We start from the raw sequence: 25610 nt of genomic DNA, 5'->3' as shown, positions 1-25610 counted from the left end.
TGTGTGAAACTGTTTTCAGATGAAAGCTGTCCACTTTGCCATGCACATGCTCAGATAAAAAGGCAATGACTTCTGCCAATTATTGTAATGAAAAAGCCTCTCCGGAGACATTACAAACTGTTGCTGCTTCTACTGCTCTTACACAAAAAACAGGCAGCCTGCAGCCCGGACTTAAACTATTCGGCCTGAAAAGGGGAAGCCGGCAACCCCTCTTTGTTATACAGGTTAGCCCCCTCCGGATTATCGGCCCAGGCATACCTTACGGCCACCGGATTTTGGACCTGGTCGCTCCAGACAATGACCTTGTTGCCTTTTATCTCCGCTTTCGCCCACACGAACTGCTTGTCTGGTCCGGCAATAGCGAATTGCTTCAGCTGCCCACCTCTGGCCACTAAACCGCTTCCTGTATGGTCAAAGGTCAGGGCTATTTTGTTTCCTTTGATCTGCATGGATGTATAAATGGGCCCTGAATAGACTAATTTATCGCCATAAGCCATCTTCTGAGCGGCCAGCGAGAGCCTTTTGCCTACATCTTTTTTGTTGAGTGGGTGCACATCATTCCATTCTCCAAGATCAATCGCCACTGCCATGCCTGTGTTTGGCACGGCAAGCGCCTGGCGCTGCACCTCCCGTAGCTCCGCCCAGTTACTTTCGGCGGGCTGTGCCTTAGTTTTCATGTAGTTGGCCAGCTGCACATACAGAAACGGGAAGTTGCCCTGTCCCCAGTTTTTCCGCCACTCCTGGATCATGGCCGGGAACATTTCCTGGTACAGCTTTGGCTTTCCGGTATTTGACTCGCCCTGGTACCAGATCACGCCTTTTATGCTGTAGTTCAGCAGCGGTGCGATCATGGCATTGTACAAACCTGCCGGCTTCCACCTGATGAACGTCTGCGGCTTCAGGTTCTTTGCCTCAGCTCCAACCCGGTACTGCCAGGTGCCGGTTAAGTCTAGGGTTCGGTTGCCTAGGGTCAGTTGGTATGGCTTGTCGGGCACAAACCCGCCTTGCCCACGCTCATTTATAATTTTGACGGCTATCGTATTCTTTCCTGCTTTTAACACACCGGCCGGAACGGTGTACCAGCGTGGCGGGTACTGGTAGCTGGTAGTGCCTACAAACTGCCCGTTCACAAAAACAGAGTCGGCATCTACAATCCGGCCCAGGTTAAGCCTGGCAGGTCTCCCGGCTTCAGCCGCCTCCACTTCAATATCCTTTCTGAACCAAACCACTCCGTTTACTGCCCCAGTTTCGGTTTCAGCCCAATAGCCCGGCACCTCCATGGTGGCCCAATCAGCGGTGTTTAAAGCAGGGTGATGCCACTTTTGAGGACCTTTATTCCCTTTGTCCTGCTGCCCCAGTTCTTTGTACCAGGCCTGTATCCGGGCATTGTCGCTGGCTTCTATCTGGCTGATCAGTGCCGTGTCCTTAAATCGCTGTGCTTCCTGGTACTGATCCGGAAAAGGTTTTAAAGCCTCCTCGCTCAGCCACGACTCTACCGGTGAGCCGCCCAGGCTGGCATGAATCAGCCCGATCGGAATTTTATACTTTTCGTACAGGTCCCTGGCAAAGAAGTAGGCGACTGCCGAAAACTGAAGCACAGTCTCCGGGGTGGTTCTTTGCCAGTGTCCTGCCTCCAGGTCTGCCTGCTCCTGGTTGAAGTTATACTTCTGAGGCACATCGAAGTAGCGGATAAACGCATTACTGGCATCAGCTATTTCCTGTTCATACAAAGGCTGCACCCTGTGCATGGGCAACTCCATGTTCGATTGCCCGGAACAAACCCACACATCGCCTACCAGGATATCCTGAAGGGTGATAGTGTTGCTTGCTGTGATGGTCATGCTAAAGGGGCCGCCTGCTTTCAGGTCAGAAAACTGCATTTCCCAGGCTCCTGCTTTATCAGCAGTAGTAGCATATGTCTTGCCCAGAAAATCAACTGTTACCTTCTCATCGGCTGCGGCCCACCCCCAGATTTTAACCTGCGTGTTGCGCTGCAGCACCATGCCATCTGCCACCAGCTTTGGCAGCCTTACCTGCCCTGCCGTTGTTAATGGGAGTAGCAGTACAAGTAAAATAATCAATGTAAAGTATTTCCTGTGCAGGAGCATGTGGGATTTTGTCAAATTAGAAATTACAGAATATGGCAAACCTGCTCTGATAAGCGCTGTTGTAGCATTTTCACCAGTTTATAATGGGGAGTTGCCTGCTTTATGCTGGTAGCTTTACCACGTGTTGTGTTCATTAAGAGAGTTAATTTCTTTAGTTAGCAACTTCTGCCGGCTGCTTAAAGCTCTCCGGCGGTCCTAAGTAAGAGGGTTTCAGGCCACCTGTGTCGATCACCAGCCGTTGCAGCACCACACCCGGATCTACCATCCAGAACTTAAGCACATGCTCTCCAGGCTTCTTTACCTGGTGTTTCGATGTTTTTATGTTGATGTTGTTGGCTACCCACTGTTCCCATAGCCTGCCGTTTTCGCCAGCATGCATGTTGATGATTTGTGGTGCCTCATCATCGATAGAAACGGCATAGCGCAATCCTTCCGTATCGTTAAAATTGAGCGTTGGGGAGAGGTAAGCGTGCACCGATACTTCTCCTGCCTGCTGCAGATGGATGCGGTACTCCAGGTGCGGTTTTTTACCGCCGGGCTTCTGCGCTGTTGCCGTTACCGGAAATGGCGTCATGGCTGAACCTGTACGGCCCAGGTCTGGCAGCAACTGCCACTTCACCTCAGTTGTTTCTATGGCACGGGCAAAATTCTCGGCCTCCATGGCAATATAGCCGTTGCTTTCCACAAAACCATGCTGTTGCCCGGCCTTTGCTACCGGATTATTAACAACAGCCTGCACAACTACTTTGCTGCCCTTAGGCCCATTAATGGTGATCGGAATACGGTTCTGCCCCTGCGGCGCCTGCTGCCAGTCTACACTTACCAGAAGCCTCTTTTCCTGCTCCACCCTGCCTTTGGCAGCCGACACTTTTAGCCAGGGTGCACCCGCCTGCACAGTAAAATCAAACGGAGTTGCGCCTCTGTTAAAGACATCTATGTAATACGACTGCTGCTGATAGGGATCGAACACAGGCAGCACTGCCTCCTGCTTCGTCTCCGGCCACCAGGCTTCACTCCCTTCCACGGCCACGCCTATGGCGGCTGCGGCTGGCAGTTTCACCTCTTGCAGCTCTGGCAGCACATCTTTTTCCGGTTGCTGCCAGTAGGTGTAGCTGATGTGCGTCTGGTCCATCATGTGGTTCCATTTTCCGCCGGCCATTGTTTTGTTATAATACCGGCTCAGCTCCTGGTCTTTCTGGAACAGCTCTTTTACTTTAACCGCCATCTGGTTGGCAGCGGCGCGGCCCTGGCTGGCGTAGAGCCGGTTAAGGCCGGTGGTTACGTGCAGCTCGTTCAGGTTGGCGCAGGCTTTTACGGGGTGCAGCACCAGCTGGTAATAAGCATCCTTGTAGGCTGCCGGCAGTGTGTTGTAGATTTCCTCGGCCTCTTCTGCCAGTTGGTTGTATTCGGCCACCACACGCTCTGCCTCGCGGTAGTGCACCAGGCTGTAGGTATTCGGGGCCAGCAACTCCGGCTTGCGGCGGCCATTGTATTTGGTATATCGGCTTACAAAATCAGCGATTCTTGTGGCATGTTCTTTGCCAAACTCCCGCTCCGCCCAGAGCTGCGTGTACTCCTGCAGCCTTTCCACCGGCCATTTCTCGGGGTTCCAGGCATAGTCCAGGAAGAACTCGGTCGGGAACTCCATCGGTTTGATATCGCCCACATTCACGATCCAGATTTTGGTGGCTCCGTACTTGTAGGCCAGGTGCATCTGTTCCCAAACCCTTGGGATAGGATTCGTGTTCAGCCATTTGTAATTGCGGGGGCCGCCTACGTAGTCGTAGTGGTAATAGATGCCGTAGCCGCCAGGGTGTGGCTTTTCGTTTGGCTTGGGCAGCTTCCGGAGGTTGCCCCAGTTGTCGTCGCAGAGCAGCAGGGTCACATCGTCGGGCACGCGCATGCCTTTGTCGTAGTACTCCTGCACCTCTTTGTAAAGGGCCCACAACTGTGGCGTTTCGGAGGCTGGTTTACCAGTTACATCGGCTATAATTTTGCGCTGGTCATCCACGATCTTTTCGAGTAGGGCAATGTTGCTCTCTTCGCTCATGGGTTCGTCGCCGTCACCCCGCATACCAACCGTGACAATGCTTTCTTTGGTGCCCATGCGCTCGATGCCTTTGCGCCAGAAGTCCTGCAGATTAGCGTTGTTAGTGTCGTAGTTCCAGGGGCCGGAGCCAAAGCGGCGCCACTCGTCGTGCGCGCGCATGAGCGGCTCGTGGTGCGAAGTGCCGATCACCACCCCATATTCATCGGCCAGGGAGGCGTTCAGCGGATCGTCGTCGCTGAAGGCGCTACCCCACATGGCGGGCCACAGGTAGTTGCCTTTCATGCGCAGCAGCAACTCAAATACCTTGTCATAAAATTTATGATTGAAGCCGCCAAAGGTCTCTCTCGACCAACCACTCAAGGCTGGTGCTTCGTCGTTTATAAAAATACCACGGTACTCCACCACGGGCTCTCCCTCGGTGTGGCGCCCTGGTAGCACGAACAGGTTCTGTTGCTGGCGCACCGGCACATCGGCCCAGTAATACCACGGCGACACCCCGATCTGGGCCGAGAGGTCGTACATACCGTAGATGGTGCCACGCTTGTCGCTGCCCACTATCACCAGTGCCCGTTCCACCCCTTTCATTGGTTTTTCTACCGTCTGAATCAGGAACGTTTCCCGCTTTCCGGCAACACCTTCCACATTCAGCTTCTTCTGCTTCACCAGCCTGTCGATCAGCGGGCTTTTGCCCAGGGTGCCGATCAGTACAACCTCTTTGTCTTTTACGGTGAGGGAGTTGCTGACAGTGAGCTTTGGTTCTGCCTGCGTTACACGCTTCATGTCGGCCTGCAGGTGCTTTGCCACCCGCACCACCCCAGCAAAGTCCTGGCCGCTCACATACAGCACATACAGCGGGGCTGATTTACCGGCTGTTGACAAGGTAAAGTTCCCTTTGCCCTGCTGTGTCGAAATATAAGGCTTTTGACCTACCGTGGCTGCGGCAGAAAAAGGAAGCGCAAATGCTAATACCAGCCACAAAGGCAGCATAAACCTTTTCGTAGCTGATGCTCCTGACTGTGTCGGTGATAAGCTGATTAACTTCATTCGTGTGTGGTTTTATGGAAATCTAACAAAGTGTCGTGCGTCCGAATATGACTGGCTACATGCGCACTACATCCGTGAAATTTGTTCTATTTCCCCAATTATTTAAATAAAAAGACTCCTCCGGAGGACTTTACACCTGCTGCTGATGCTGCTGCTGCTCAGACAGCGAAAACCGACCGCTCCACCCCCATCTCCAGGCCTCTGAGCTCGGCCAGCCCACGCAGGCGGCCTATAGCCGAATAGCCGGGGTTGGTAACTTTGTGCAGGTCGTCGAGCATCTGGTGCCCATGGTCGGGGCGGAATGGAATGGGCTGCTCACGCTTGCGGTTTATCGCGACCAGTTCCCGCATCACCCCGTACATGTCCACATCACCAGCCAGGTGATCAGATTCAAAAAAGTTGCCTTGCTCATCTTTGAGCACGTTGCGCAGGTGCGCAAAATAAACGCGATGCCCGACAGCCTTCAAGATCTCCACCGCATTGTTATGGCGGCCAGCCCCCAGGGAACCAGTGCAGAAGCAGATACCATTTGGCGCTCTGTCTACCCGGTTAATAATATCCAGCAGATCGGCCTTGTTGCTGGCAATGCGGGGTAAGCCCAAGATAGGGTAAGGCGGATCGTCCGGGTGAATGGTCATGTTGATGTCTGTTTCCTCGCACACGTCCATGATAGACTCCAGGAAGTAGGCCAGGTTTTCGCGCAGCCCTTCGTGCCCGATTTCTTTGTAAATGCCGATGCTTGCGGTCAGTTGCTCCAGCGTAATGCTGCCTTCGGTCGGAACGCCCATCAGAATGATGTCTTCCAACTGCTTCAGATAGGACGCTGGGTAGGTTTCTGCCCTCTTATTTGCTTCGGCCACCACAGCTTCGGCATAATCCTGCGCTGCCGCTGCCCTTTTAAGTATGAACAGGTCAAAAACAGCCAGATCCGTCCAATCAAAATAAAGCGCTTTGGCTCCGTTTTCCAGCACATAAGCCAGGTTCGTGCGGGTCCAGTCGAGCACGGGCATAAAGTTGTAACATACAGTGGTTATACCGCAGGCTGCCAGGTTGCGAAGTGTCTGGCGGTAATTTTCGAGGTAATGCCCACAGTCGGCGCTGCGGGTTTTGATGGCCTCATGCACCGGCACGCTCTCCACCACGGCCCAGGTAAAGCCGGCTTCTTCTATGATTCGCTTTCGTTCCTGAATCTGCTCCAGCGGCCAGATTTCGCCGTGCGGCATGTGGTGCAAGGCGCTTACAATGCCGGAGGCACCTGCTTGTTTTATGTCCTGGAGTGTTACCGGGTCGTTGGGGCCGTACCAGCGCCAGCTTTGTAGTAATGGCATTTTCGTATAAGTGTTAAATGAAAGTAGTTGATAACCTTTTCAAGGTTATTGTAATAAAGAGTTCGATGAAAGGGCTGCCCAAGGAGCAGCCCTTTCATCGAACTCTTTATTACAATAACAAATTCAGCTAATATAGAATTAAAGTATGTTTAGAGCATTCGCCCCTATTCATATTTAATTCTGCTTTAAAGCAGGCTTGGTAGTTCCGGCTGCCCCACCAAGCTTCTCCAAATGAAAAGCATATTAATTATAATTTGGGTTTTGATAAGCGGCTTTTACATCCGGGCTTACATCCATCCGATCCAGCTGTGCTTGCGGAATTGGGCGAAGATAATGATATGGTTCTATGGTACGTGTAACAGTTACAGGTGTATGATCCCCGTAGTTGACACCGCCAATTTCGTAGGTAGAAGCGAGTTCATTCCACTTTTGAGTACGTACTAGATCATACCAACGGTAGCCCTCGCCAAAATACTCACGTGAGCGCTCTGCCAGAATATAGTTAATATCTATAGTGGCAGGTGTTGCCGCCACCATGGCTGCACTGTTGTCCTCTACTTTGGCAACATTACCATTGTTGTTCCAGCGCCACTTACCGGCGCGTGCACGGATAACGTTTATCAATTCTCTGGCACTCTTGCCAGCTTGCGGAGTAGCTCCCTTTACAGCAGCTTCAGCAGCTATAAAATACAGTTCTGAGAATTTAGCAATATGGAAGGGGCGGGTACTGCCAGCGTTCGGCTGTCCTAAACCACTGCCGTTGTCAGTACGGTACGGACCCAACTTCCAGAGACCAGGATACACGATCCTGCTTATACCTCGCGGTGAAATTACAAAGTCGGCTCTTCCCGGAAGTTCTCCTGCCCCCACATTACTTCTTCCTGCCTGACCTGGTTCAGGATAAGTAATAGTTCCAGCGGGTTCCTCGTTCAGGAATGTGAGAATGGCATCACCTGGTTGAACTGGCAGTAAGTTGGCATTGTAAAGCATAGGGTTAGAAACCCCGCCTTTCGGCCAGTTTCCCCGATAAACAGTTGTAAAGGTGCCATCGTAGCGGGAGTCGTTGGTTTTGTCTGCAAACGTATTTGTAATGGCTCCAATCGTGGGTGCCATACGGGTCCAGGGACGTCCTAGAGCCTGCACAGCTTCGCGTTGAACAGAAGAAACAGTAGGGTTTGACCAACTTGTTCCACTAGTTGAACTTCTGATGTTGGTGTAGTTCCATGTCATCATCCAGCCGGCAAAGTTGTCGGGCGCGCCGCCAGAGCCAAAGGTAAGGCTGCCACCGTTATACAACTCGTTTGTCTCGGTATGATCGGCATACAACAGCATTTCTTTGTTGCGATCGTTTTGCGCCAGGTTCACATCGTAAAAGGTTTCCATCAAACCGAAAGGGCCTGGATTATCTATGGCTGAAGCTGCTATATCATAAGCCTGTTGGAAATACCACTGGGCATTATGGCCGTCAGGGTCGACCCGTTGTGCAGCCGGGTAAGTAGGAATATTATTGGGATTCTCCAGCCACCACCCGTAAGTTAAGTAGGCTTTTGCCAAATATAGTCGTGCTAATGTTTGGGTTGCTCCGCCAATCATTCGTCCGGTTGTAGGCAGATCTTCTACAGCTTTGATCAAATCAGGGAATATGGCTTTGGTATATACCTCTGGCACTGTGTTACGAACAGAATTCCGATTGGGTGTTCTGTTAAACTTTAACTCCCCTGAACCTAGATCTAATGGCACTCCACCAAACGTCTGCACCAGCAAAAAGTAGTCGAAGGCGCGGAAAAATCTTGCCTCAGCAACTAGTGCCGGCGAAACAGTGCCAACTGATGCAGCATTTTCGATAATGCCGCTGGCTGTGTTGATATTAGGGAATGCATTCTCCCATAACCTGTCGGCACGGCTGTTGTTGGAGTTAATGACACCTCTGCCGGATAAGTCCATTACCAGGAAGTTCTCATCAGCGCTTTGGGCATAGGTAACCTCGTCGGTTCCTGTAAGGGTGGCGTTATAGTAGTAGGCATCGCCATATATCCAGCGCAAGTGCGCATACATCGATGTTAAGCCACCCTCCAGCCCTCTCTCCGTCTGGAAAAAGCTGGGGTCATATATACTGCGGGGTTGTTCATCCAGGATATCTTTGCACCCTACTAAGGCCAGGGTTAAGGCAGCCGTGCTTATTATCTTCTTAATTTTATATCGTTTCATGAGTATCTTTTTAGAAAGTAACATTTAAACCAACCAAATAACTGCGTGTTGCAGGTGCGTTTGTGCCGATTGTTAGAAAGCGAGGAGGAGTACCAGACGCTACAGCCACATTTTGATCGGCATAGGAATTGGTCTCAGGGTCCATGCCAGACTCTCTGTTATATGGCGAGAATAAAACAAAAGGATTTTGTGCCGTAACATAGAGGCGCAGATTACTGAATCCTGCTTCTTTAATCCAGTTGTTCTGAGTAAAATTATAACCCAACGTAATGGTGCGCATTTTCAGGTACGACGCATCGAAATAACTCAAAGTACTGGCATACCTGGGGTTGTCTCCGCTGGTTGCGCCACCTGGTTTTGGATATTTGGCATCCGTGTTTTCTGGTGTCCAGTAGTCTACACTAATGTTTCCGCGTCGTCCGTTCAACATGTTCAGGTAGCCTGACGAACCATAGAGCGTGCTAATAAGGATGCCTCCATTCTGAAATGCTCCAACTGCAGTCAGGTCGAAGCCTTTGTAAGCAACCCGTGTGTTGAATCCGCCCTGGAAGTTAGGAGTTGTGTCCAGAATTTGGCGGTCTTGTGGCCCAATGGGTCTTGTTGGTGTGCCATCAGCAGTATAGTCGCCGGCATAGCGTACCTTTATCATGCCTATATTACCACCTGGCTCCAGGATGTTAAGATGAGGATCTCCCTCTTGCCACAGGCCTGTTTTCTCAAAATCGTAGATAACGTTGATTGGGCTGCCTACAAACCACCACTGGCCTTCGTTCCTCTGCTGCTCGCCTGCTAAAGACACAATTTTGTTGCGGTTGGAATACATGTTTACACCCGCTTCCCACGTCCAGCCGTTAAGGTCATCCAGGATGACACCGTTAAGGGCAAGCTCGATACCTTTGTTCTGCGTGGAGCCAATATTGGTTGTAAAGCTCTCCGCACCTGATGTTCTGGGCAGGGGTAGGCCAAGCAAAACATCTTCCGTGTTAGTTACATAATACTCTACTGTACCTGACAAGCGGTGGTTTAAGATAGCGAAATCCAGGCCATAGTTCCATGTTTTAGAAAACTCCCACCCTAATTTGTCGTTAGGCAGCTGGTTTACCCATAGAGCTGTCTGGTAGTCAGTAGGACCAAAGTTGTAAGGTCTTGTAGCCAGGCGTCCTAAAGTAGAGTAAGCAGTTACAGCCTGGTTAGAAGTCTGACCATAGCCAACACGCAACTTAAGCATATTTATAAGGCTGACATCCTGCATAAACGATTCCCGGGCAATGTTCCAGCCTACTGAAACAGCAGGATACGTATTCCATTGATAACCTGGTGCCAGCACAGAAGAACCATCTGATCGCACAGTTGCACTGATCATATAGCGGTCATCATATGAGTACATGGCACGTCCCATCCACGACATTAAGCCTGTTTGCCAGTATTGCTGCTGGTTGGGATCAACGGTAATTTCGTCAGTGGCCAATCCTAGGTTATAAAACTGAAAGGCATCTGAAGGAATATTTCGCCCCAGAATGTGCGAACGGTTGAACCGGGTCTGAGACGCTGAATATAACCCAACTATATTTATATTGTGCTTCTGAGCAAAAGTGCGGTCATAGGTAAGGATGTTTTCAATCGTCCAGTCCGCAGTAACAGAATTGCTGAGTGTGCCGCTTGAAGGAGTTGTGGGAGTAACAGCGTTAATTCCCTCGCCAGTAAAGGTACCTGTCTGGCTATGGCGGTAGTTTAAGCCCAGGTTCGTGCGGTATTTCAGCCCTTCCACACCAGGAATCGCCAATTCACCAAAGACATTGTTATAAGAGGCAAGCACTCTGGTTTGGTTCAGCCAGCGATCGCTTAAGTCTTCTATCCGGTTTCTTTCAAATACCCATTGTTCATCCAGAGGCAGCCTTACGGTTCTTTTCAGGGAGCCGTCAGGATTATAAGGATTTGCAATCGGGGAAGCACTTAAGGTGCTGTACAAGCCAATATTTCCACCTTCCGTAGTGCTGTAATTATTGTTTGTGGTAAAACCTAAACGGATATACTTACCTACCCCCTGATCCAGGCTGCCTCGCATAGAGTAACGGGTGTATTGCTGTGTGGGTACTACGCCTTGGTCTTTAAAGTAACCGCCACTGAAACTGTAGCGGCCTTTCTCGGTTCCGCCCGAAACATTTATATCCTGACTGGTGATTACTCCTGTCTTGAAAAGCATGTCCTGCCAGTCGGTATTTACGCCTTCGGCCTCATCCTCTCCAAGCTGACCGGCAAACTGCCCCGCAGCCTGACGCAGCGCTAAAAATTCTTCGCCGTTCATCATCGGATATTTGGAGAACACTGTTTTTGCGCCAATAAAGCTGTTAAAAGATATCTGTGGCTTTTGCCCTGCTTTACCTGATTTAGTTGTAACTAATATCACACCGTTGGCACCACGGGAACCATAAATAGCAGTTGCAGAGGCATCCTTTAAGATGTCAATGCTCTGGATGTCAATTGGATTGATATCGCCAATAGACCCTGGAAAAGGAATACCGTCCAACACTACCAGCGGATCGTTTGTAGCGGTCAAAGAGCGTGTACCCCGGATACGTATCTGGGAGGTGGCACCCGGCTGAGAAGAAGACTGCGAAAATTCAACACCTGGCATGCGTCCTTGCAGGGCCTGGGAAATATTTGCTGAGGGCACCTGGTTTAACTCCGTTCCGCCTATAGAAGCCACTGAACCTGTCACGGCTTCCTGCCGCTGCACACCGTAGCCAATAACCACTACCTCATCCAGGGCCCTGGAGTCAGAACTCAGATTCACATTCAGGGTTGATCTGTTATTAACGGGCACCTCCTGGGTTACAAAGCCAACAAATGAGAACACCAGCGTCCCTGTTCCGTTGGGGAGCGTTAGCGAATAATTTCCGTTGATATCTGTTGGCGCGGCAGTGGATGTTCCTTTCAGCAGCACCGTCACGCCGGGCAAACCAGCGCCAGCTTCGTCCGTAACCCGGCCGGATACTGCAAAGCCTCCTGTCTGCGCAAAGGAGGGCAGGCTAACCATCAGAAAAGCCAGGAGCAAAGCTGCCAGCAGCACGCTTTTCTGACTTCCCAGAGGCAGCGTCATGATTCTGTTTTGTTGTGTAAAATCACATTTCATAGATATGTATTGTTTTGAGGTTTAACCGTTAAATAGTGAGAATAGAAAGCATATACCCGTGAGAGATATTCTGCTGTGGAGGTCGATAAACTGCGGGAGGTTCATTCGGGTTTTCATAAAGAAATGCACCTGCCCCTGCTGTAAAATGGTCTTTTCTGTTATAGTGAAACATCAAATAATAGGACCTGAGTGTTATGCCAACGTTGGCAATTTTAATGAAATGCGTAATTTTTTACCTGTCGGAATATAACTCTGTGGTTTGTTAGTGATCTTAAAAAGGCATCTATAGCTGCCCCACACAGGCCCCTGTGTGTTGATGGTTGGCTGCTTCTGCTTTACCCACTGCCTGCCACCTGCCGGGCTCCCCGCAACCTGAGCTGCCTTGGAAGGGCTTTGAAGATCAGCCACGAATAAAGTAGGTAAGTAGTTTCTCTGCATAAGCTCCGACTTAAACAAACATTTGTTTGTAATCCGACATAAACTTGGAGATAAATTTTTAGAATTGCAACCGATTGCAATATTTTTTTTCAACAACGCTACTCTTCCGCTTTTACTATGATCTGATAAGGACAATTCCTCAACTGCCTGTCTCAGAAAGTTTCATAGACAGTGTTTAAACAATAACGAAATGGCTATTATATGGATGCTTCGCTCTTCCAGGAAGAATTTACGCGATGGCTCTGGCAAGACACCTGCTTTCCCAGCTTTCGGAGCTCAATTTTAACTTTACCATGCAGCATCCGATTGCAGTTTTTTCTCGCAATCAGTTCAATCCAGATGTTTTTATTAATTTGCCAATGGCTCATAGGGCAGGCTTGAATCAAGATTGCCGAAACAGAAAAGACTAAGGGCTGGACTATTAACGAGTAATGTGGCTCTATGCAACAAAGTGCAGCAACAATTGCAGGAAAATTACAAATGCCTGCTTATGTGGGAGGAGTCGGTAAAGCGGAGGACTCCAGGAATGGCTGAAACAGCAGCGCCCCGACAAGACCTTACATCTGACCGGGGCGCTGGTAATCGCAAATTATTTGAATAAAAACGGCTATCCGCCAACATTAGTGGCTGCTGCCGGCACGATGCTCTTCCAGATTCAAAATTAGAAATGATGACAGACAGGCTTTCTGGCAGCTTTGCAAGCCTTAAAACTTTCTAAACATCAAATTGAAGAAGTACTAAGTACCTGCAACTAATTTCGGACGAATGAAGGACCGGGGAGGCAAGGGATAAAAGGCTCTAGAGGGCCTTTTCTATTGGAATAATTGCGCCTCCATTCGACAAAATTTACCTGGATGTACTTAGCACAACCTGCTAATCGAGCTCTACCATGGCTTTGATGACGCCATTGGCGGGATCGAGCCAACCGGCAAACTCATCTTTTACCTGGTCGAACAGGACGCGGTGGGTAATGTAAGTGGTTGGCTCCACTAAGCCTTTTTTCATGCTGGCCACCACATGCTCAAAATCTTCGCGGGTGGCGTTGCGGCTGCTCATGAGCGTAGACTCCCGCTTATGAAACTCCGGATGGCTGAAACTCACCTCCCCTTTCTGCAAGCCTACCATCACATAGCGAGCCCCGTGGGCCATGTACTGAAACGCATTATTGATGGCGCGCTGGCTGCCGGTGGCGTCTATCACCACCGTAGGCATGTCGCCGTTGGTGATCTGCTGCAGCTGCTCGGTTACATCCGGCGACAGGGCATTGATGATGTGCTGCACCTTCAGTTTCTCTTTGCAGAAATTGAGGCGCGAATCGTTTATGTCCATGGCAATAACCTGGGCGCCTGCAATGCGGGCGAACTCCATAATGCCAAGCCCGATAGGACCTGCCCCGATCACCAGCACAAACTCACCTGCTTTTACGTCGGCTCTGCGCACACCATGCGCACCGATTGCAAGCGGCTCTACCAGCGCCAACTCGTCAAAGCTCAGGCCTTCGCCATGCACCAGCGCGTAAGACGGCACCGACAGGTACTCTACCATACCGCCATGCACGTGCACGCCGCACACCTTCATCTGGGTGCAGCAGTTTGGCTTGCCAGAACGGCAGGCAATGCAGGTACCACAATTAAAGTAAGGAATAAAGGTAACGGCCTCTCCTATTTCAAAGCCCGGAGCATCGTCGAACTCCACCAGCTCACCGGCCAGCTCGTGCCCCAGTATGCGCGGATACTCAAAAAATGGCTGGGTGCCTTCGTAAGCGTGCAGGTCGGTACCACAGATGCCTATGCGCCTGATCTTAATAATGGCATGCCCGGGAGTTAAGGCAGGCTTCTCTCCTGTGGCATAATCAAACTGCCTGGGAGTGGTGCAAACTAATGTTTTCATTTCTACGCGTATTATATAGTGTCTCTACTGCTGTTTCCGTCAAAATGCCTGCTCAGCCAAGCTTGTAAAAAGATTGGGCATTGCCTCCGAAAAAGGCTGCCTGCTCCTGCGCACTAAAGGCCGAAAAGTAATCCTGCACAATTGCCAGCATTTCTTCATAAGCACCCGCCACCAGACAAACCGGCCAGTCGGAGCCATACATGATCCGGTCTGTGCCAAAAGCTTCCACTACGGTGTCGAGGTAAGGCCGGAAGTCTTCTTTTTTCCAGTTCTGCCAGTCTGCCTCTGTCACCATGCCCGATATTTTACAAAGCACGTTAGGATGTACCGCCATGGCCTGCATGTCCTGTTTCCAGCCGTCCAGCTTTTTGTCTTTAATGTAAGGCTTGGCGATATGGTCGATCACGAAAGGCTGCTCCGGAAACTCCGCCACCAGCTCCCTGCTGTAGCCCAGTTGGTCCGGGAAGATCAGGATGTCGTAGGTGTAACCGAATGGCTGCAGTCTGCTGATGCCTTTCCGGAACTCCGGTGTCAGCATCAGGGCGCGGTCTTCGGCTCCCTGCAGAATGTAGCGGAAGCCTTTCAGCTTCTCGAACCGGGTGCACTGCTCCAGGCGCTGCTCCAGGTCCTCCGCAAAAAAATCGACCCAGCCCACCACGCCTTTAATAAAGGAGTGGTTCGCCGCCTGCTCCAGCAGAAAATCGTTCTCGAACTCCGGCTGTGCCGATTGCACCAGCACGCAGCCATCAAAACCGTTTTGCTGCAGCACGGGTTGCAGGTCTTCCGGCAGGAAGTCGCGCCGGATCACAGCCATGTCGTCGTTTATCCAGCTGTCGCGAACCGGATCAAATTTCCAGAAATGCTGGTGGGCATCAATTTTAAGCATACGCTTTCACATTTTGCTTGGAAACGCCCAGGCCTTCTATACCCAGCTCTACTACGTCGCCCGGCTTCAGGTACACCGGAGGGTCGAAGCCAAGGCCAACGCCAGCCGGGGTTCCGGTAGAGATCACATCGCCGGGAAGCAGGGTCATGAACTGGCTCAGGTAAGACACCAGGTGCGGGATCTTAAAGATAAAATTAGAGGTGTTGCCATCCTGCATCATCACGCCATTTACCTTCAGCCACAGGCGCAGGTTATCGATATCGGCAATCTCGTCTTTGGTTGCCAGGAACGGGCCTATGGGCGCAAAAGTATCGCAACCTTTGCCTTTGTCCCAGGTGCCGCCACGCTCCAACTGGAACTCCCGCTCCGACACGTCGTTGTGCAGGCAGTAACCGGCTACATAGTCCATCGCCTCGGCTTCGTTTACATAACTGGCTTTTTTACCGATCACAAAAGCCAACTCTACTTCCCAGTCTGTTTTCACAGAGTTTTTCGGGATAACGATATTATCGTTAGGGCCTGTTAAAGCGGTGGTAGCCTTAAAAAAGATAACCGGCTCTGTTGGCACCTTGGCGTTGGTTTCGCGGGCATGGTCGGCGTAGTTAAGGCCGATGCAAACGATCTTGGAAGGGCGTGCAAAAGGGCTGCCAAGGCGGCTTCCTTCCGGTATACGCTCCAATTTTCCTTCGTTGCTGTCCACAAATTCCTGCAGTCGGTTCAGGCCGTCTGTCTCAAAAAAGCGCTCATTATAATCCTCTCCAAAGGCTGAGGTATCATAGGCTACATCATCGATCAGTACGCCTGTTTTTTCCTGGTTTGGTTCTCCGTATCGTATTAGCTTCATAGTATAGAAAATGCTGTGCCAGCCGACACAGCGTGTTTATTAGTAAATACTTTGTTATTTGGTAAAGATACTTTGTTATAACTGGAATCTTATGTTCCAGAGGACTTTTTTTGCTGCCATAAGTTCAGAGTACAGGTTCCTCCTTTCCAAGACAAAACGCCCGGTTCTCTCCTCCGGATTTAGTGTATACCAAAATTTTGTCAGAATCAGAATTTACAGAATGTTAAGAATGAACAGAATAATTCTTCTACCATTAATTCTTTTACCATTAGAGAAAGTTTAGAAAAAATTTGAGTGCAGTATGCTGAATATTCTCTAATTCTGTAAATCCTGATTCTGACAAATTATTCCAATGAAAAAGCCCCTCCGGAGGCTTTTTGCCGCTCTTGCACTTAGTTGTTCAGTTTGATAAAGCCACCGTCTATCGGGTAATCGTTTCCGGTTATAAAAGAGGCTTCGTCGGAGCAGAGGTACAGGATGAGCTTCGAAATTTCGTCTGGTTTGGCCATACGGCCGATTGGTTGCGTTTTAGAGAGTTTATCGAACATCTCCTGCTCCTGCCCCGGATAGTTCTTTGCCAGGAAACCGTCTACAAACGGAGTGTGCACGCGCGCAGGTGAAATGCTGTTGCAGCGGATGTTGTCGTGGATATAATCTTTGGCCACTGACATGGTCATGGCCTGCACCGCACCTTTGCTCATTGAGTAGGCAAAACGGTCGGGCAATCCGATAACGGCGGCAATGGAGCCCATGTTCAGGATGGCTCCGCCTCCGTTGGCGCGCATGAGCGGGATAGCGGCAAACAGGCAGTTGTACACGCCCTTCACGTTTACCTGGTATACTTTGTCAAAGTCCTGCTCAGAGGTTGTGTCTGCTTTGCCGATGTGCGAGATGCCGGCACTGTTCACCAGAATGTTGATGGTGCCGATCTGCTGAAACACCTGTTGCACCTGCTGGTGGTTGGTTACGTCGCAGGTGGTGGCAACAGCGCGGCCACCGGCCTCTTCAATTTCAGAAACGGTCTGCTGCGCCTGTTCCTGGTTCAGGTCCAGCACGTGCACGATGGCTCCCTGTTTTGCAAACGTAAGGGCTACAGCTTTGCCTATGCCGCTACCTGCACCTGTTACCAGGGCAACTTTATCTGTTAACTCAAACATGCTTATAAATTTTCTTGAATTGATAATCGAAAGTGAGATTCCAGTTTAGTTACGCCTGCTACTGCACCGCCTTAAACGGCAGCTCGTCGGGCACATTGGTGGCGCCTTCGCTGCGCAGGCGCCTGTTCAGGGCCTCCTCGTGTTTGCCAGCAACCACCGCGTACATGGCAATCACCAGAAAGCAGGCCATCGGCACAACAAACGAGAGGCCGATGCTTCCGGTTAAGTCAGAAACAATACTTTGGGCACCCGTAATTAGAGCACCTCCCAGAATGGCCATAATCAGGCCCGAACCGCCCAGCTTGGTGTCTTTCCCCAGACCTCTGATGCCCAGGCCATAAATGGTTGGAAACATGAGCGACATGCACCCGGAAATTCCGACAAGAGCGTAAACTCCCAGGTGGCCGCTGCCCACCACCACGAGCAGGGTGCAAAGCGCTGCCGCAACCCCCGTTATCAGGAGGAGCGTGGCGGGCTTAATAAAGGTCATGAGCGCCGAAAAAACGAACCTGGACAACATAAACAGCACCAATGAGGCCAAGTAATAGTTAGAGGCACTATCTTCGTTGAGGTTCAGCTCCTGCATCACATACCTGATCGTGAAGGACCAGACACAGATCTGAGCGCCCACATAAAAGAACTGCGCCACCACAGCCCACACATAATGCGGCGTTCTGATAAGTCGTTTAAGCGTGGGGCCCAGCTCAAGATCAGGACCGCTATCAGACGCTTTCGGCATTTTGGTAAATTTCAATACAAGCCACAGCACCATCAGAAAAAGAGCCACCCCTACATAAGGCCCCATCACCGCCGTAAGTTCTTCTGATTGAATGGCCGCCAGGTCTGCGCTGCTCATGGCTTTCCGCTCCTCGGCGCTGGACAGGTTGAGCTGCGACAAAATAAATACTTTGCTCAGCAGAACCCCCATAATAGAGCCGATCGGGTTAAACGCCTGCGCCAGGTTAAGCCGCCGCGTGCCAGACTCTTCGGGCCCAAGCGCTACAATGTAGGGGTTGGCCGCTGTTTCCAGAATGGAGAGCCCGCCCGCCAGTATAAAAAGTGCCGCCAGAAAATGCCCGTACGCCATGGTAATGCTGGCCGGATAAAAGAGCAGCGACCCCAGAATAAAAAGCCCCAGACCGAGCAGCACACCGGTTTTATAAGTGTATTTCTTAATGATGACGGCAGCTGGGAGCGCCAGGAAAAAATAGGCACCATAAAAGGCATACTGAATCCAGGCTGTCTGGAAATCGGACATGCTCATAATCCGCTTAAAGGCCGCCAGCAGCGTGTCGGTCATGTTATTGGCCAGGCCCCACATAAAAAAGAGGCTAGTGATCAGGATGAAGGGCAGGATGGTGCCTCTGGTAAACAGGGAGGCCTTGGGTGCGGAACTACTCATGTGTTGTTTAAGTTTTTTACAATGCAGAAAATTTCAGTTGCTGTTGCTACTGTTTCTAGTTTCGGGTGCGCCTGCCTTCAAGTTGTCATCAGGCCTGCCGGGCAGCTAAAGCCGCCAGCAAAAGGCATACTTCAAGCCCCTGACAAGTGCTAAAGCAGGATTAATTCAGGGCAACCGGATTTAGCTGCATACTAGTTACAAACAATTGTTTGTTTATCCAAAGAAAAGTAAATTCCAGGTCAATCTACTCTCAGTTATTAGCAGGTTATTATGAAATATTAACATGTTAGTTAAAAAAAGGGAGCTCCGGCGCATTAATTCAGCTTACTAATGCCATTTCTCCCCTGAGTTGCCCAGCCTGCCTTCCGGACAATGCGCTACTATAAGCCGTAAAGCTGCCAGCTTCAACCTTGGGGGAGGCTGGTAAAGTGGTCATTGGCTGTAGTACCTTACCTGCGAGCGGCGATCTCCCCGGACTCTCCTCCCTATTACCCCTATCCTCATTTTTTCACAAAATAAATAGTCTACTATTTCATAAGAAACTAAACTGGTGAAGCCCCTACCCATAATTCATAAATTGCACAATATATGTCATAAATTTTCTTTAACCAACACAGCTTATGTTAACAGGTGGGCTCAAAATCCGGCTTCCGGAGAGCTTAAAATCTTTTATTCAAATTATTGAATCCTTTCAAACCCCTCTCCGTAAAACCAGTCGTTTATAGATCAAAGCACATTATGAGAGTCAAATTTTATACTTCTCCCGGATGCCAGTCCCTCTAAAACCCAGCTGCAAATCCTGACGCCTGGTTCTTTAAAAGAAACGTATAACCTTTAAATCCAATTATCCTTTTTTATCTTAATCTTTTTTAATCATGAAACACTTGTTTTTACTTCCGATATTACTGATACTTTTCACCTTCACTTCCTGCAAAGACGACGAGGAGGCCGAGCCAATTGTAGAGACTGCGCTGGACAAAGAACTGAAAGGTGAGTGGGCCAATTACGAAACAATATCTGTTTATATAGATGGAAACGACCAGGTAGCCCACACCGACACCTCGAGGGTAGAAGTCCGCCATACCTTCAACAAGCCCAACATGAAAATTCTGCACTCGATTTCGGGCAGCGAGGCCACCGTAAAATATGCCCTGCCAGATACCAGCGCCACCCGCTATATCGTGATCACCGACTCCGAAAACCGTCAGGATATTTTTGAGATAACAACCCTCACAGAAACTGAAATGGTTTGGGAAAAGATACTTCGCTATGCCAGCTACAAATCCGGCGACTCCTATATTACCTCCAGGAGAGGGGAGTTCACCTATAAATTCAGAAAGTTGTAATTACTTTTCTGCACGTAACAGCAGCGGCCTGTCAGTTAACTGACAGGCCGCTGCTGTTACGTGCAGTTTCTAAGCAGAAACCACTGATGTTCTGGAAATGATTCAGGTGCATAGCCAAATGAAAGGCCATCTTTAGATAGCCAAACAGTATCTCTGCCGTGAGTTTTCAACTCGTTAATAGCCAGGAAGGCAGTGTGTGTACATTCTGACTCATAAAAGTGAATACCCTCTACTGAATTAATGGAGTCCTGAGCTGACGGAAAACCGAAATTTTTATTTCTAATATGAAAGTGTGGTACATGCGAGCTGAAAGCTCGCGGCGGCAGTACGATTGCAATGGTGGTTTCTTAAATTATCTTAATCAAAATAGCCCTATGAGGGAATTATTTGCTGCTGATGCTGCTCTTTAGCCTGAAATAGGCAGGCTGCCCCACTCCTGCTCTTGCCGGTACCACAGCTCCCCCTGCGCTATCTGCAGCGGCGAAACGATGTTGTGGTGGTACAGCTGCCCCGTGCCAAGGCCCTGTGGCATGGTAACCGGGTAATTGCCTGTAAACTGACTGATGGCATTCAGGCCGATGTTCGATTCCAGGGCAGAGGTTACCCACCAGCCGATGCCTCGGGTTTCTGCCAGTTCTATCCATTGGGCACTTGCCGCCAGGCCACCTGCCAGGGTCGGCTTCAGGATAATGTACTGCGGCTTAATTTGCTCCAGGAGGGCAGTCTTCTCCTCCTGCCGGTGCACCCCGATCAGTTCCTCATCGAGCGCGACGGGCACGGGCGTGTAGGCGCAGAGCTGGGCCATCTGCTCCGCCTGCCCCTGCCGGATGGGTTGCTCGATGGAGTGAAGCTCGTACCGCGCCAGCCGTTCTAGTTTCCGGAAAGCTCCCTCCGGCTGAAAGGCCCCGTTGGCATCTACCCGCACCGTTAGTTCGGCGGCACTGGCCGTGCGGCGTATGTTCTCCAGTATCTCCAGTTCGGTGGCAAAATCGAGGCTGCCTATTTTTAGCTTCAGGCAAGTAAACCCCTCCCGGAGCTTCTGCTTTATCTGCTCCTGCATAAAACTTTTGTCGCCCATCCAGATCAGGCCATTAATCGGAATACCGCTTTCGCCCCTACTGAAGGAGTTGTTATAAATGCGATTCCGGCCACCTTGCTGCAGGTCTAGCAGGGCTGTTTCGAGGGCAAAGCGAACCGCGGGCCAGGCCTCCAGCTCTAGTTCGTCTACCTGCAGGGCACCGGCAGCATCGGCAAGGGCTGCGGCGCCATCGTTCACCAACTGGCAGAGCTGCTGCAGCTTTTGCTCCAGTTCCGGCCTGTGGTCTATGCTAAGGCCGGCCAGCGGGGCACACTCACCGGTTCCTTTAATTTCTGGTTTGCCTTGCTCCCATACCTGCAGGTAATACACACGGTGCTCGGTGATGGCCCCACGAGACGTGCGGGCATTGAACTTAAAAAGCAGAGTATGGGGAATAAACTGTAGTTGATAGCGCATAAAATTAAGTTAAGGCCAGCAGCATGTGCTTCGCCAAATTCAAAATCAGAAATGTTAGCAGCTTTGCTTTCCGGCTGCATTACGATCATTAAACCTTTTTACCAGATGGTATAAAATCTGTGGTATGTGAGCCGGATCAGCAGCAGCAGGAGCAGCAGAGGTCTCCGAAGGGCTGTTTTGATTAGAATAATTCCGACATCCAGACTTCTTTCTCTTCTCCAACTGCCTCAATAATAGTTACGTGTATGTGCTAAGTCTGGCAAAAAGTGTAAAAAGGGCTGCAAGAGACCAGTTGCCTTGCCCGGCTCCTGCAAAACTAAAAACATACGTATAAAGTAAACAGTTATGTTAAGAAAATAACCCTGGCAGATAAATACCTCAGGATAAACCAAACTCGTTTGGCACCTGCTCCTGACAAGAGTTAAACCTACAAACTTACCCTATTTCTGAATAGGGCAGGTTCTGCTCCTTGCAGTAGCAGCAATTTAAGCTTCCGGAGGGGCTTTTTCATTTAAATAATTCAGGCTGGAGCCAGCTAAAGCTGGTGCAGCAACAGCTGTTCCCTTTGTGTATACAACCCATGATGTCAGATAAATTTATGAACACCCTCACCGCTTCTGAGCCGCTGGTAAACCTGCAGCGCTTCCGGCAGATACGGGCACAGACAGAAAAAATATGCCAGCCGCTGGAGCCGGAAGACACCGTGGTACAACCAATAGTTGATGTGAGCCCGCCTAAATGGCACCTGGCCCACACCACGTGGTTTTTTGAGACCTTTGTGCTGCAGCCACACCTGCCCGGCTACCAGCTCTTTCACCCAAACTACGGTTTTCTTTTTAACTCCTACTACAACACGGTGGGCAACCGCGTGCAGCGCGACCAGCGCAGCACCCTTACCCGCCCCCCGCTGCGCGATGTGTACGCCCACCGCCAGCACGTAGACGAGCACATGCAACAGCTATTGCAGCAGCTCGACGAGCAGAAGGCCGCTGAGGTTGCGCCTTTGCTCGAGCTGGGGCTGCAGCATGAGCAACAGCACCAGGAGCTGCTCATCACCGACATTAAGTACATCCTGAGCACCAACCCGCTGTTGCCAGCTTACCAGGCCGCTCCTGCCGCTGCACAACCAGCCGCCATAGCCGCATCGTATTCGCCTGTGCCTGGCGGCAGCTACACTATCGGCCACCAGGGCAATAATTTCTGTTTCGATAATGAACTGGGTGTGCACGAGGTGCTGCTACAGGACTTCAACATCATGAACCGGCTCGTAACCAACGGCGAATACCTGGAATTTATGCAGGATGGCGGCTACCAAGATTTCAGGCACTGGCTTGACGAAGGACTTGCCCTGGTAAAATCTGCCAGACTGAAAGCACCGCTATACTGGGTGGAGCAGGACGGCGAGTGGCACCGGTTCAGCATGCAGGGGCTGGAGAAAATAGATCCCACCCAGCCGGTATCGCACATCAGCTTTTACGAGGCCAATGCTTACGCCACCTGGGCCGGCAAACGCCTGCTCACGGAGTTTGAGTGGGAAGCCGCCTCGCAGCTTTACCCTCCTGCCAGAGGGAACCATATGGAGGCGGGGCTGCTGGAGCCCACTGCGGCCAGCACAGAGGCGGCAGGCGTGCAGCAGCTCTTCGGCGATGCCTGGGAGTGGACCTACAGCGCCTACCACCCTTACCCCGGCTTTTCGAAGGCGCCGGGCGCCCTGGGCGAGTACAACGGCAAATTTATGCTCAACCAAATGGTGCTGCGCGGCGGCTCCTGCGCCACACCCCAGAGCCATATCCGTACTACCTACCGCAACTTTTTTCACCCTGACAAACGCTGGCAATACAACGGTATCCGGCTGGCCTATTAATACATGAGAACGACAAACACCCATACATTGCCTATTATAGAACTACATAGAGAGCCGGACGGCAGCGAGTCGAAAGCTGCTTTTGCCAGAGATGTGCAGGCGGGCCTGGGCAGGAAGCACAAAACGCTTTCTTCCCGCTACTTTTACGATAGCCGGGGCAGCCAGCTGTTTCAGGACATTATGGCCCTGCCGGAGTATTACCTGACCCGCTGCGAGTTTGAAGTGCTCACAGATCAGAAAGAGGCCATCGCCGCACAGGTAGGCGCCGTAGGCTTTTTCCACCTGATAGACCTGGGAGCCGGCGATGCCCTTAAAACCAGGATACTGCTGCGGGAGCTGCAGGACCAGCGGCAGCAGTTCGACTATGTGCCAGTCGATATTTCGGGGCACGCCATGGAGCAGCTTACACGGCAGCTGCACCAGGAGCTGCCCGAAGTAAAGGTGCAGGCGGTGGTCGGTGAGTATTTTAAAGCGCTGGAGTGGCTACAGGAGCACAAGTCGGAGCGGAAGGTGGTGCTGTTCCTGGGTTCCAACATCGGCAACTTTAGCCCCGACGAGAGCATGGCGTTCCTGAAGGTGATCAGGAGCTACCTCAGCAGCGGCGACAAACTGCTCATGGGCATGGATCTCCAGAAAGACCCCGGCATCATCCTGCAGGCCTACAGCGACAGTTCCGGCGTAACAGCAGCCTTCAACCTGAACCTGCTCCGGCGCATCAACGAGGAGCTAGGCGGCAATTTCGACCTGGACAGCTTCAGCCACCATGCCACCTACGACCCGCAGGCCGGCGTCATGCGCAGCTACCTGATCAGCCGCAAAAGGCAGGAAGTCTGGATTGAGGCCATCGGCCAGGGGTTCAGGTTCGGCGCCTGGGAAGCCATCCATACCGAGAGCTCACACAAATACTCGTTTGAGCAGGCGCAGGAACTGGGGCAGGCCACCAATTTCAGGATAGAATCGGTTTTTCTGGACAAGCAGCAGTATTTTGCTGATATACTATTCTCTGTAGATTAAAATGAAAGAAATAAACCTGGCATCGGGCGCAAGTTACTTTCGCAGCCCTGCCCCAGCCATTACTGTGGCTACAAAAGAACTGGAAGCCGGCGCCACCGGCCATGGCTCCGCCGAAGGGCTGCCCGAGCTCCGGGAGGCCATTGCGCAACGCTATAAAAACGATGGGGTGGAGCTGACGCCGGAGCAGGTGCTCATTACGCCCGGCTGCAAACAGGCCCTGTTCTACCTGTTCAGCACGCTGCTGCAGGACGATGACGAACTGCTGGTTCCCACGCCGGCCTGGTTTGGCTTTCAGCAGCTGATGGATTACAGCAAGGGCAAACTGGTGCAGCTGCCTACCACGGCAGCAAGCAACTATACCCTGGATCCGGCAGATTTAAGAGAAGCCCTGAACGAGCGAAGCCGGATACTGTTGCTCACAAACCCTGGCAACCCCACCGGGCGTATGTATACCAGGCAGGAACTGGAGGACATCCTTTCCGTAACCAATGATTTTCCGAACCTATATGTTGTGTCTGATGAAATATATGACTTTGTTACTTACGATGGGGCTTTTTCTAGTATCCTTTCCTGCCAGGGGGCAACAGAAAAAGTAGTGGTGACAAACGGCTTCTCCAAGTCGTTTGCCATGACTGACTGGCGCATAGGCTACCTGGTGGGGTCTCCGGAACTGGTGAGAAAGTGTACCGGCTTCCAGGCGGCCACCATAGCTGGTGTCAGCAAATTTATGCAAAAAGGGGCAGCGGCCGCCTTGCAGGAGCGGGACCAGGTGCTGCCCCCCATGCTGGAGGTGCTGCAGCAGAACAGAAGCCTTACCGAAGCAGCCTTAAGCCAAATTCCACACCTGCTGTTCTTTCTGCCGCAGGGAGCCTACTATTTCTTCCCCGACATCAGCTACTACCTCCCCTGCACCACCCCTACCGGTGCCATCCTGTCGAGCAGTGCCGGGCTCTGCCAATATCTGAAAGAAGCGTATGCGCTGGAACTGCTGCCAGGAGACCCTTTTGGCGCCCCCGGCCACGTCCGCATGTCTTTTGCCATAGAAACGGAACAGCTGACCGAAGCACTATCGCGGCTCAAAAAAGCGCTGCATGAACTGGTGGTAAGCGAATAATCTGCAAGCTGCGGCGTTTGAAAGATGTGGTGCGGGTGGCAACTACAGCCACAGAAGCTGCTGCTTTATGTCGGCATGCTGTGCCTCTTCCACCATTATTATACTGAACAACAATTATTCTAATAAAAAGGCACCTCCAGAGGCTTTGCTGCTGTGGAGTGTGCTGGTGTTCCTCCTGCTGGGATTTTGCGATCTCCTGCACGATGAAAGAAAACATTAGTACTGCTAGTGCCACGATAAAATAATACTTCCTGAGAATGAGAAAACTATGTTTTTCTGAGTATATTAG

Annotated in this window: 15 protein-coding genes; 4 read left to right on the top strand and 11 right to left on the bottom strand. The window is 51.1% G+C overall.

Annotated features, from left to right (window positions below; translation table 11 throughout):
• Positions 1–176: 176 nt before the first annotated feature.
• The 10 genes from FJM74_RS10160 to fucP all read right to left on the bottom strand — a co-directional run bounded on the left by FJM74_RS10160 (position 177) and on the right by fucP (position 18488).
• Entirely contained in the window at positions 177–2108 is a 1932-nt protein-coding gene (locus tag FJM74_RS10160; RefSeq protein WP_187262488.1) for a sialate O-acetylesterase, read from the bottom strand.
• Positions 2109–2259: 151 nt separating this feature from the next.
• A complete protein-coding gene (locus tag FJM74_RS10155) occupies positions 2260–5202 on the bottom strand; it encodes a glycosyl hydrolase 115 family protein (protein WP_241739054.1) in 2943 nt (980 codons plus the stop codon).
• A gap of 158 nt (positions 5203–5360) precedes the next feature.
• Positions 5361–6530 (bottom strand): mannonate dehydratase, encoded by a 1170-nt coding sequence (gene uxuA, locus FJM74_RS10150; RefSeq protein ID WP_187262487.1) that lies wholly within the window; start codon positions 6528–6530, stop codon positions 5361–5363.
• A 243-nt stretch (positions 6531–6773) separates the two neighbouring features.
• Positions 6774–8738 carry a RagB/SusD family nutrient uptake outer membrane protein gene (locus FJM74_RS10145; protein WP_187262486.1) on the bottom strand — a complete coding sequence of 655 codons (1965 nt, stop codon included), beginning with the start codon at positions 8736–8738 and terminating at the stop codon, positions 6774–6776.
• A 10-nt stretch (positions 8739–8748) separates the two neighbouring features.
• A complete protein-coding gene (locus FJM74_RS10140) occupies positions 8749–11838 on the bottom strand; it encodes a SusC/RagA family TonB-linked outer membrane protein (RefSeq protein ID WP_241739052.1) in 3090 nt (1029 codons plus the stop codon).
• Between the two features lie 1344 nt (positions 11839–13182).
• The gene (locus FJM74_RS10135; protein WP_187262484.1) at positions 13183–14199 is read right to left on the bottom strand and encodes a zinc-binding alcohol dehydrogenase family protein; all 1017 of its coding nucleotides are present in this window, start codon (positions 14197–14199) and stop codon (positions 13183–13185) included.
• A gap of 52 nt (positions 14200–14251) precedes the next feature.
• Entirely contained in the window at positions 14252–15085 is an 834-nt protein-coding gene (locus FJM74_RS10130) for an amidohydrolase family protein (protein ID WP_187262483.1), read from the bottom strand.
• Positions 15078–15929: a fumarylacetoacetate hydrolase family protein gene (locus FJM74_RS10125; protein WP_187262482.1), complete on the bottom strand. Its 852-nt coding sequence runs from the start codon at positions 15927–15929 to the stop codon at positions 15078–15080. Before FJM74_RS10125 ends, FJM74_RS10130 begins: the two co-directional genes overlap by 8 nt.
• A 392-nt stretch (positions 15930–16321) precedes the next feature.
• Entirely contained in the window at positions 16322–17086 is a 765-nt protein-coding gene (locus FJM74_RS10120) for an SDR family NAD(P)-dependent oxidoreductase (protein WP_187262481.1), read from the bottom strand.
• A gap of 58 nt (positions 17087–17144) precedes the next feature.
• Entirely contained in the window at positions 17145–18488 is a 1344-nt protein-coding gene (gene fucP / locus FJM74_RS10115) for an L-fucose:H+ symporter permease (RefSeq protein WP_187262480.1), read from the bottom strand.
• Between the two features lie 875 nt (positions 18489–19363).
• Between fucP and FJM74_RS10110 the strand changes: the two genes are divergently transcribed.
• The gene (locus tag FJM74_RS10110) at positions 19364–19834 is read left to right on the top strand and encodes a hypothetical protein (protein WP_187262479.1); all 471 of its coding nucleotides are present in this window, start codon (positions 19364–19366) and stop codon (positions 19832–19834) included.
• A 406-nt stretch (positions 19835–20240) separates the two neighbouring features.
• Here FJM74_RS10110 and FJM74_RS10105 read toward each other — a convergent pair whose 3' ends face one another.
• Positions 20241–21329 carry an o-succinylbenzoate synthase gene (locus FJM74_RS10105; RefSeq protein ID WP_187262478.1) on the bottom strand — a complete coding sequence of 363 codons (1089 nt, stop codon included), beginning with the start codon at positions 21327–21329 and terminating at the stop codon, positions 20241–20243.
• Between the two features lie 580 nt (positions 21330–21909).
• On the opposite strand from FJM74_RS10105, the gene egtB reads away from it, so the two are divergent.
• The 3 genes from egtB to FJM74_RS10090 are packed head-to-tail and all read left to right on the top strand — an operon-like array spanning position 21910 to position 25321.
• Positions 21910–23193, top strand: coding sequence for an ergothioneine biosynthesis protein EgtB (gene egtB, locus FJM74_RS10100; protein WP_317175549.1), 1284 nt, complete (start codon positions 21910–21912; stop codon positions 23191–23193).
• Between the two features lie 3 nt (positions 23194–23196).
• The gene (gene egtD, locus FJM74_RS10095; protein ID WP_187262477.1) at positions 23197–24207 is read left to right on the top strand and encodes an L-histidine N(alpha)-methyltransferase; all 1011 of its coding nucleotides are present in this window, start codon (positions 23197–23199) and stop codon (positions 24205–24207) included.
• A gap of 1 nt (position 24208) precedes the next feature.
• Entirely contained in the window at positions 24209–25321 is a 1113-nt protein-coding gene (locus FJM74_RS10090) for a pyridoxal phosphate-dependent aminotransferase (protein ID WP_187262476.1), read from the top strand.
• Positions 25322–25610: the final 289 nt, after the last annotated feature.

Origin of the sequence: Pontibacter beigongshangensis (genome assembly GCF_014332515.1) — a bacterium.
GTDB lineage: Bacteria > Bacteroidota > Bacteroidia > Cytophagales > Hymenobacteraceae > Pontibacter > Pontibacter beigongshangensis.
This window is presented reverse-complemented; position numbering and strand designations above follow the sequence as displayed.

Coding starts and splice junctions, on each gene's coding strand:
- FJM74_RS10160 (WP_187262488.1), bottom strand. CDS start 2,108: ATGCTCCTGCACAGGAAATACTTTACATTGATTATTTTACTTGTACTG.
- FJM74_RS10155 (WP_241739054.1), bottom strand. CDS start 5,202: ATGAAGTTAATCAGCTTATCACCGACACAGTCAGGAGCATCAGCTACG.
- uxuA (WP_187262487.1), bottom strand. CDS start 6,530: ATGCCATTACTACAAAGCTGGCGCTGGTACGGCCCCAACGACCCGGTA.
- FJM74_RS10145 (WP_187262486.1), bottom strand. CDS start 8,738: ATGAAACGATATAAAATTAAGAAGATAATAAGCACGGCTGCCTTAACC.
- FJM74_RS10140 (WP_241739052.1), bottom strand. CDS start 11,838: ATGACGCTGCCTCTGGGAAGTCAGAAAAGCGTGCTGCTGGCAGCTTTG.
- FJM74_RS10135 (WP_187262484.1), bottom strand. CDS start 14,199: ATGAAAACATTAGTTTGCACCACTCCCAGGCAGTTTGATTATGCCACA.
- FJM74_RS10130 (WP_187262483.1), bottom strand. CDS start 15,085: ATGCTTAAAATTGATGCCCACCAGCATTTCTGGAAATTTGATCCGGTT.
- FJM74_RS10125 (WP_187262482.1), bottom strand. CDS start 15,929: ATGAAGCTAATACGATACGGAGAACCAAACCAGGAAAAAACAGGCGTA.
- FJM74_RS10120 (WP_187262481.1), bottom strand. CDS start 17,086: ATGTTTGAGTTAACAGATAAAGTTGCCCTGGTAACAGGTGCAGGTAGC.
- fucP (WP_187262480.1), bottom strand. CDS start 18,488: ATGAGTAGTTCCGCACCCAAGGCCTCCCTGTTTACCAGAGGCACCATC.
- FJM74_RS10110 (WP_187262479.1), top strand. CDS start 19,364: ATGAAACACTTGTTTTTACTTCCGATATTACTGATACTTTTCACCTTC.
- FJM74_RS10105 (WP_187262478.1), bottom strand. CDS start 21,329: ATGCGCTATCAACTACAGTTTATTCCCCATACTCTGCTTTTTAAGTTC.
- egtB (WP_317175549.1), top strand. CDS start 21,910: ATGATGTCAGATAAATTTATGAACACCCTCACCGCTTCTGAGCCGCTG.
- egtD (WP_187262477.1), top strand. CDS start 23,197: ATGAGAACGACAAACACCCATACATTGCCTATTATAGAACTACATAGA.
- FJM74_RS10090 (WP_187262476.1), top strand. CDS start 24,209: ATGAAAGAAATAAACCTGGCATCGGGCGCAAGTTACTTTCGCAGCCCT.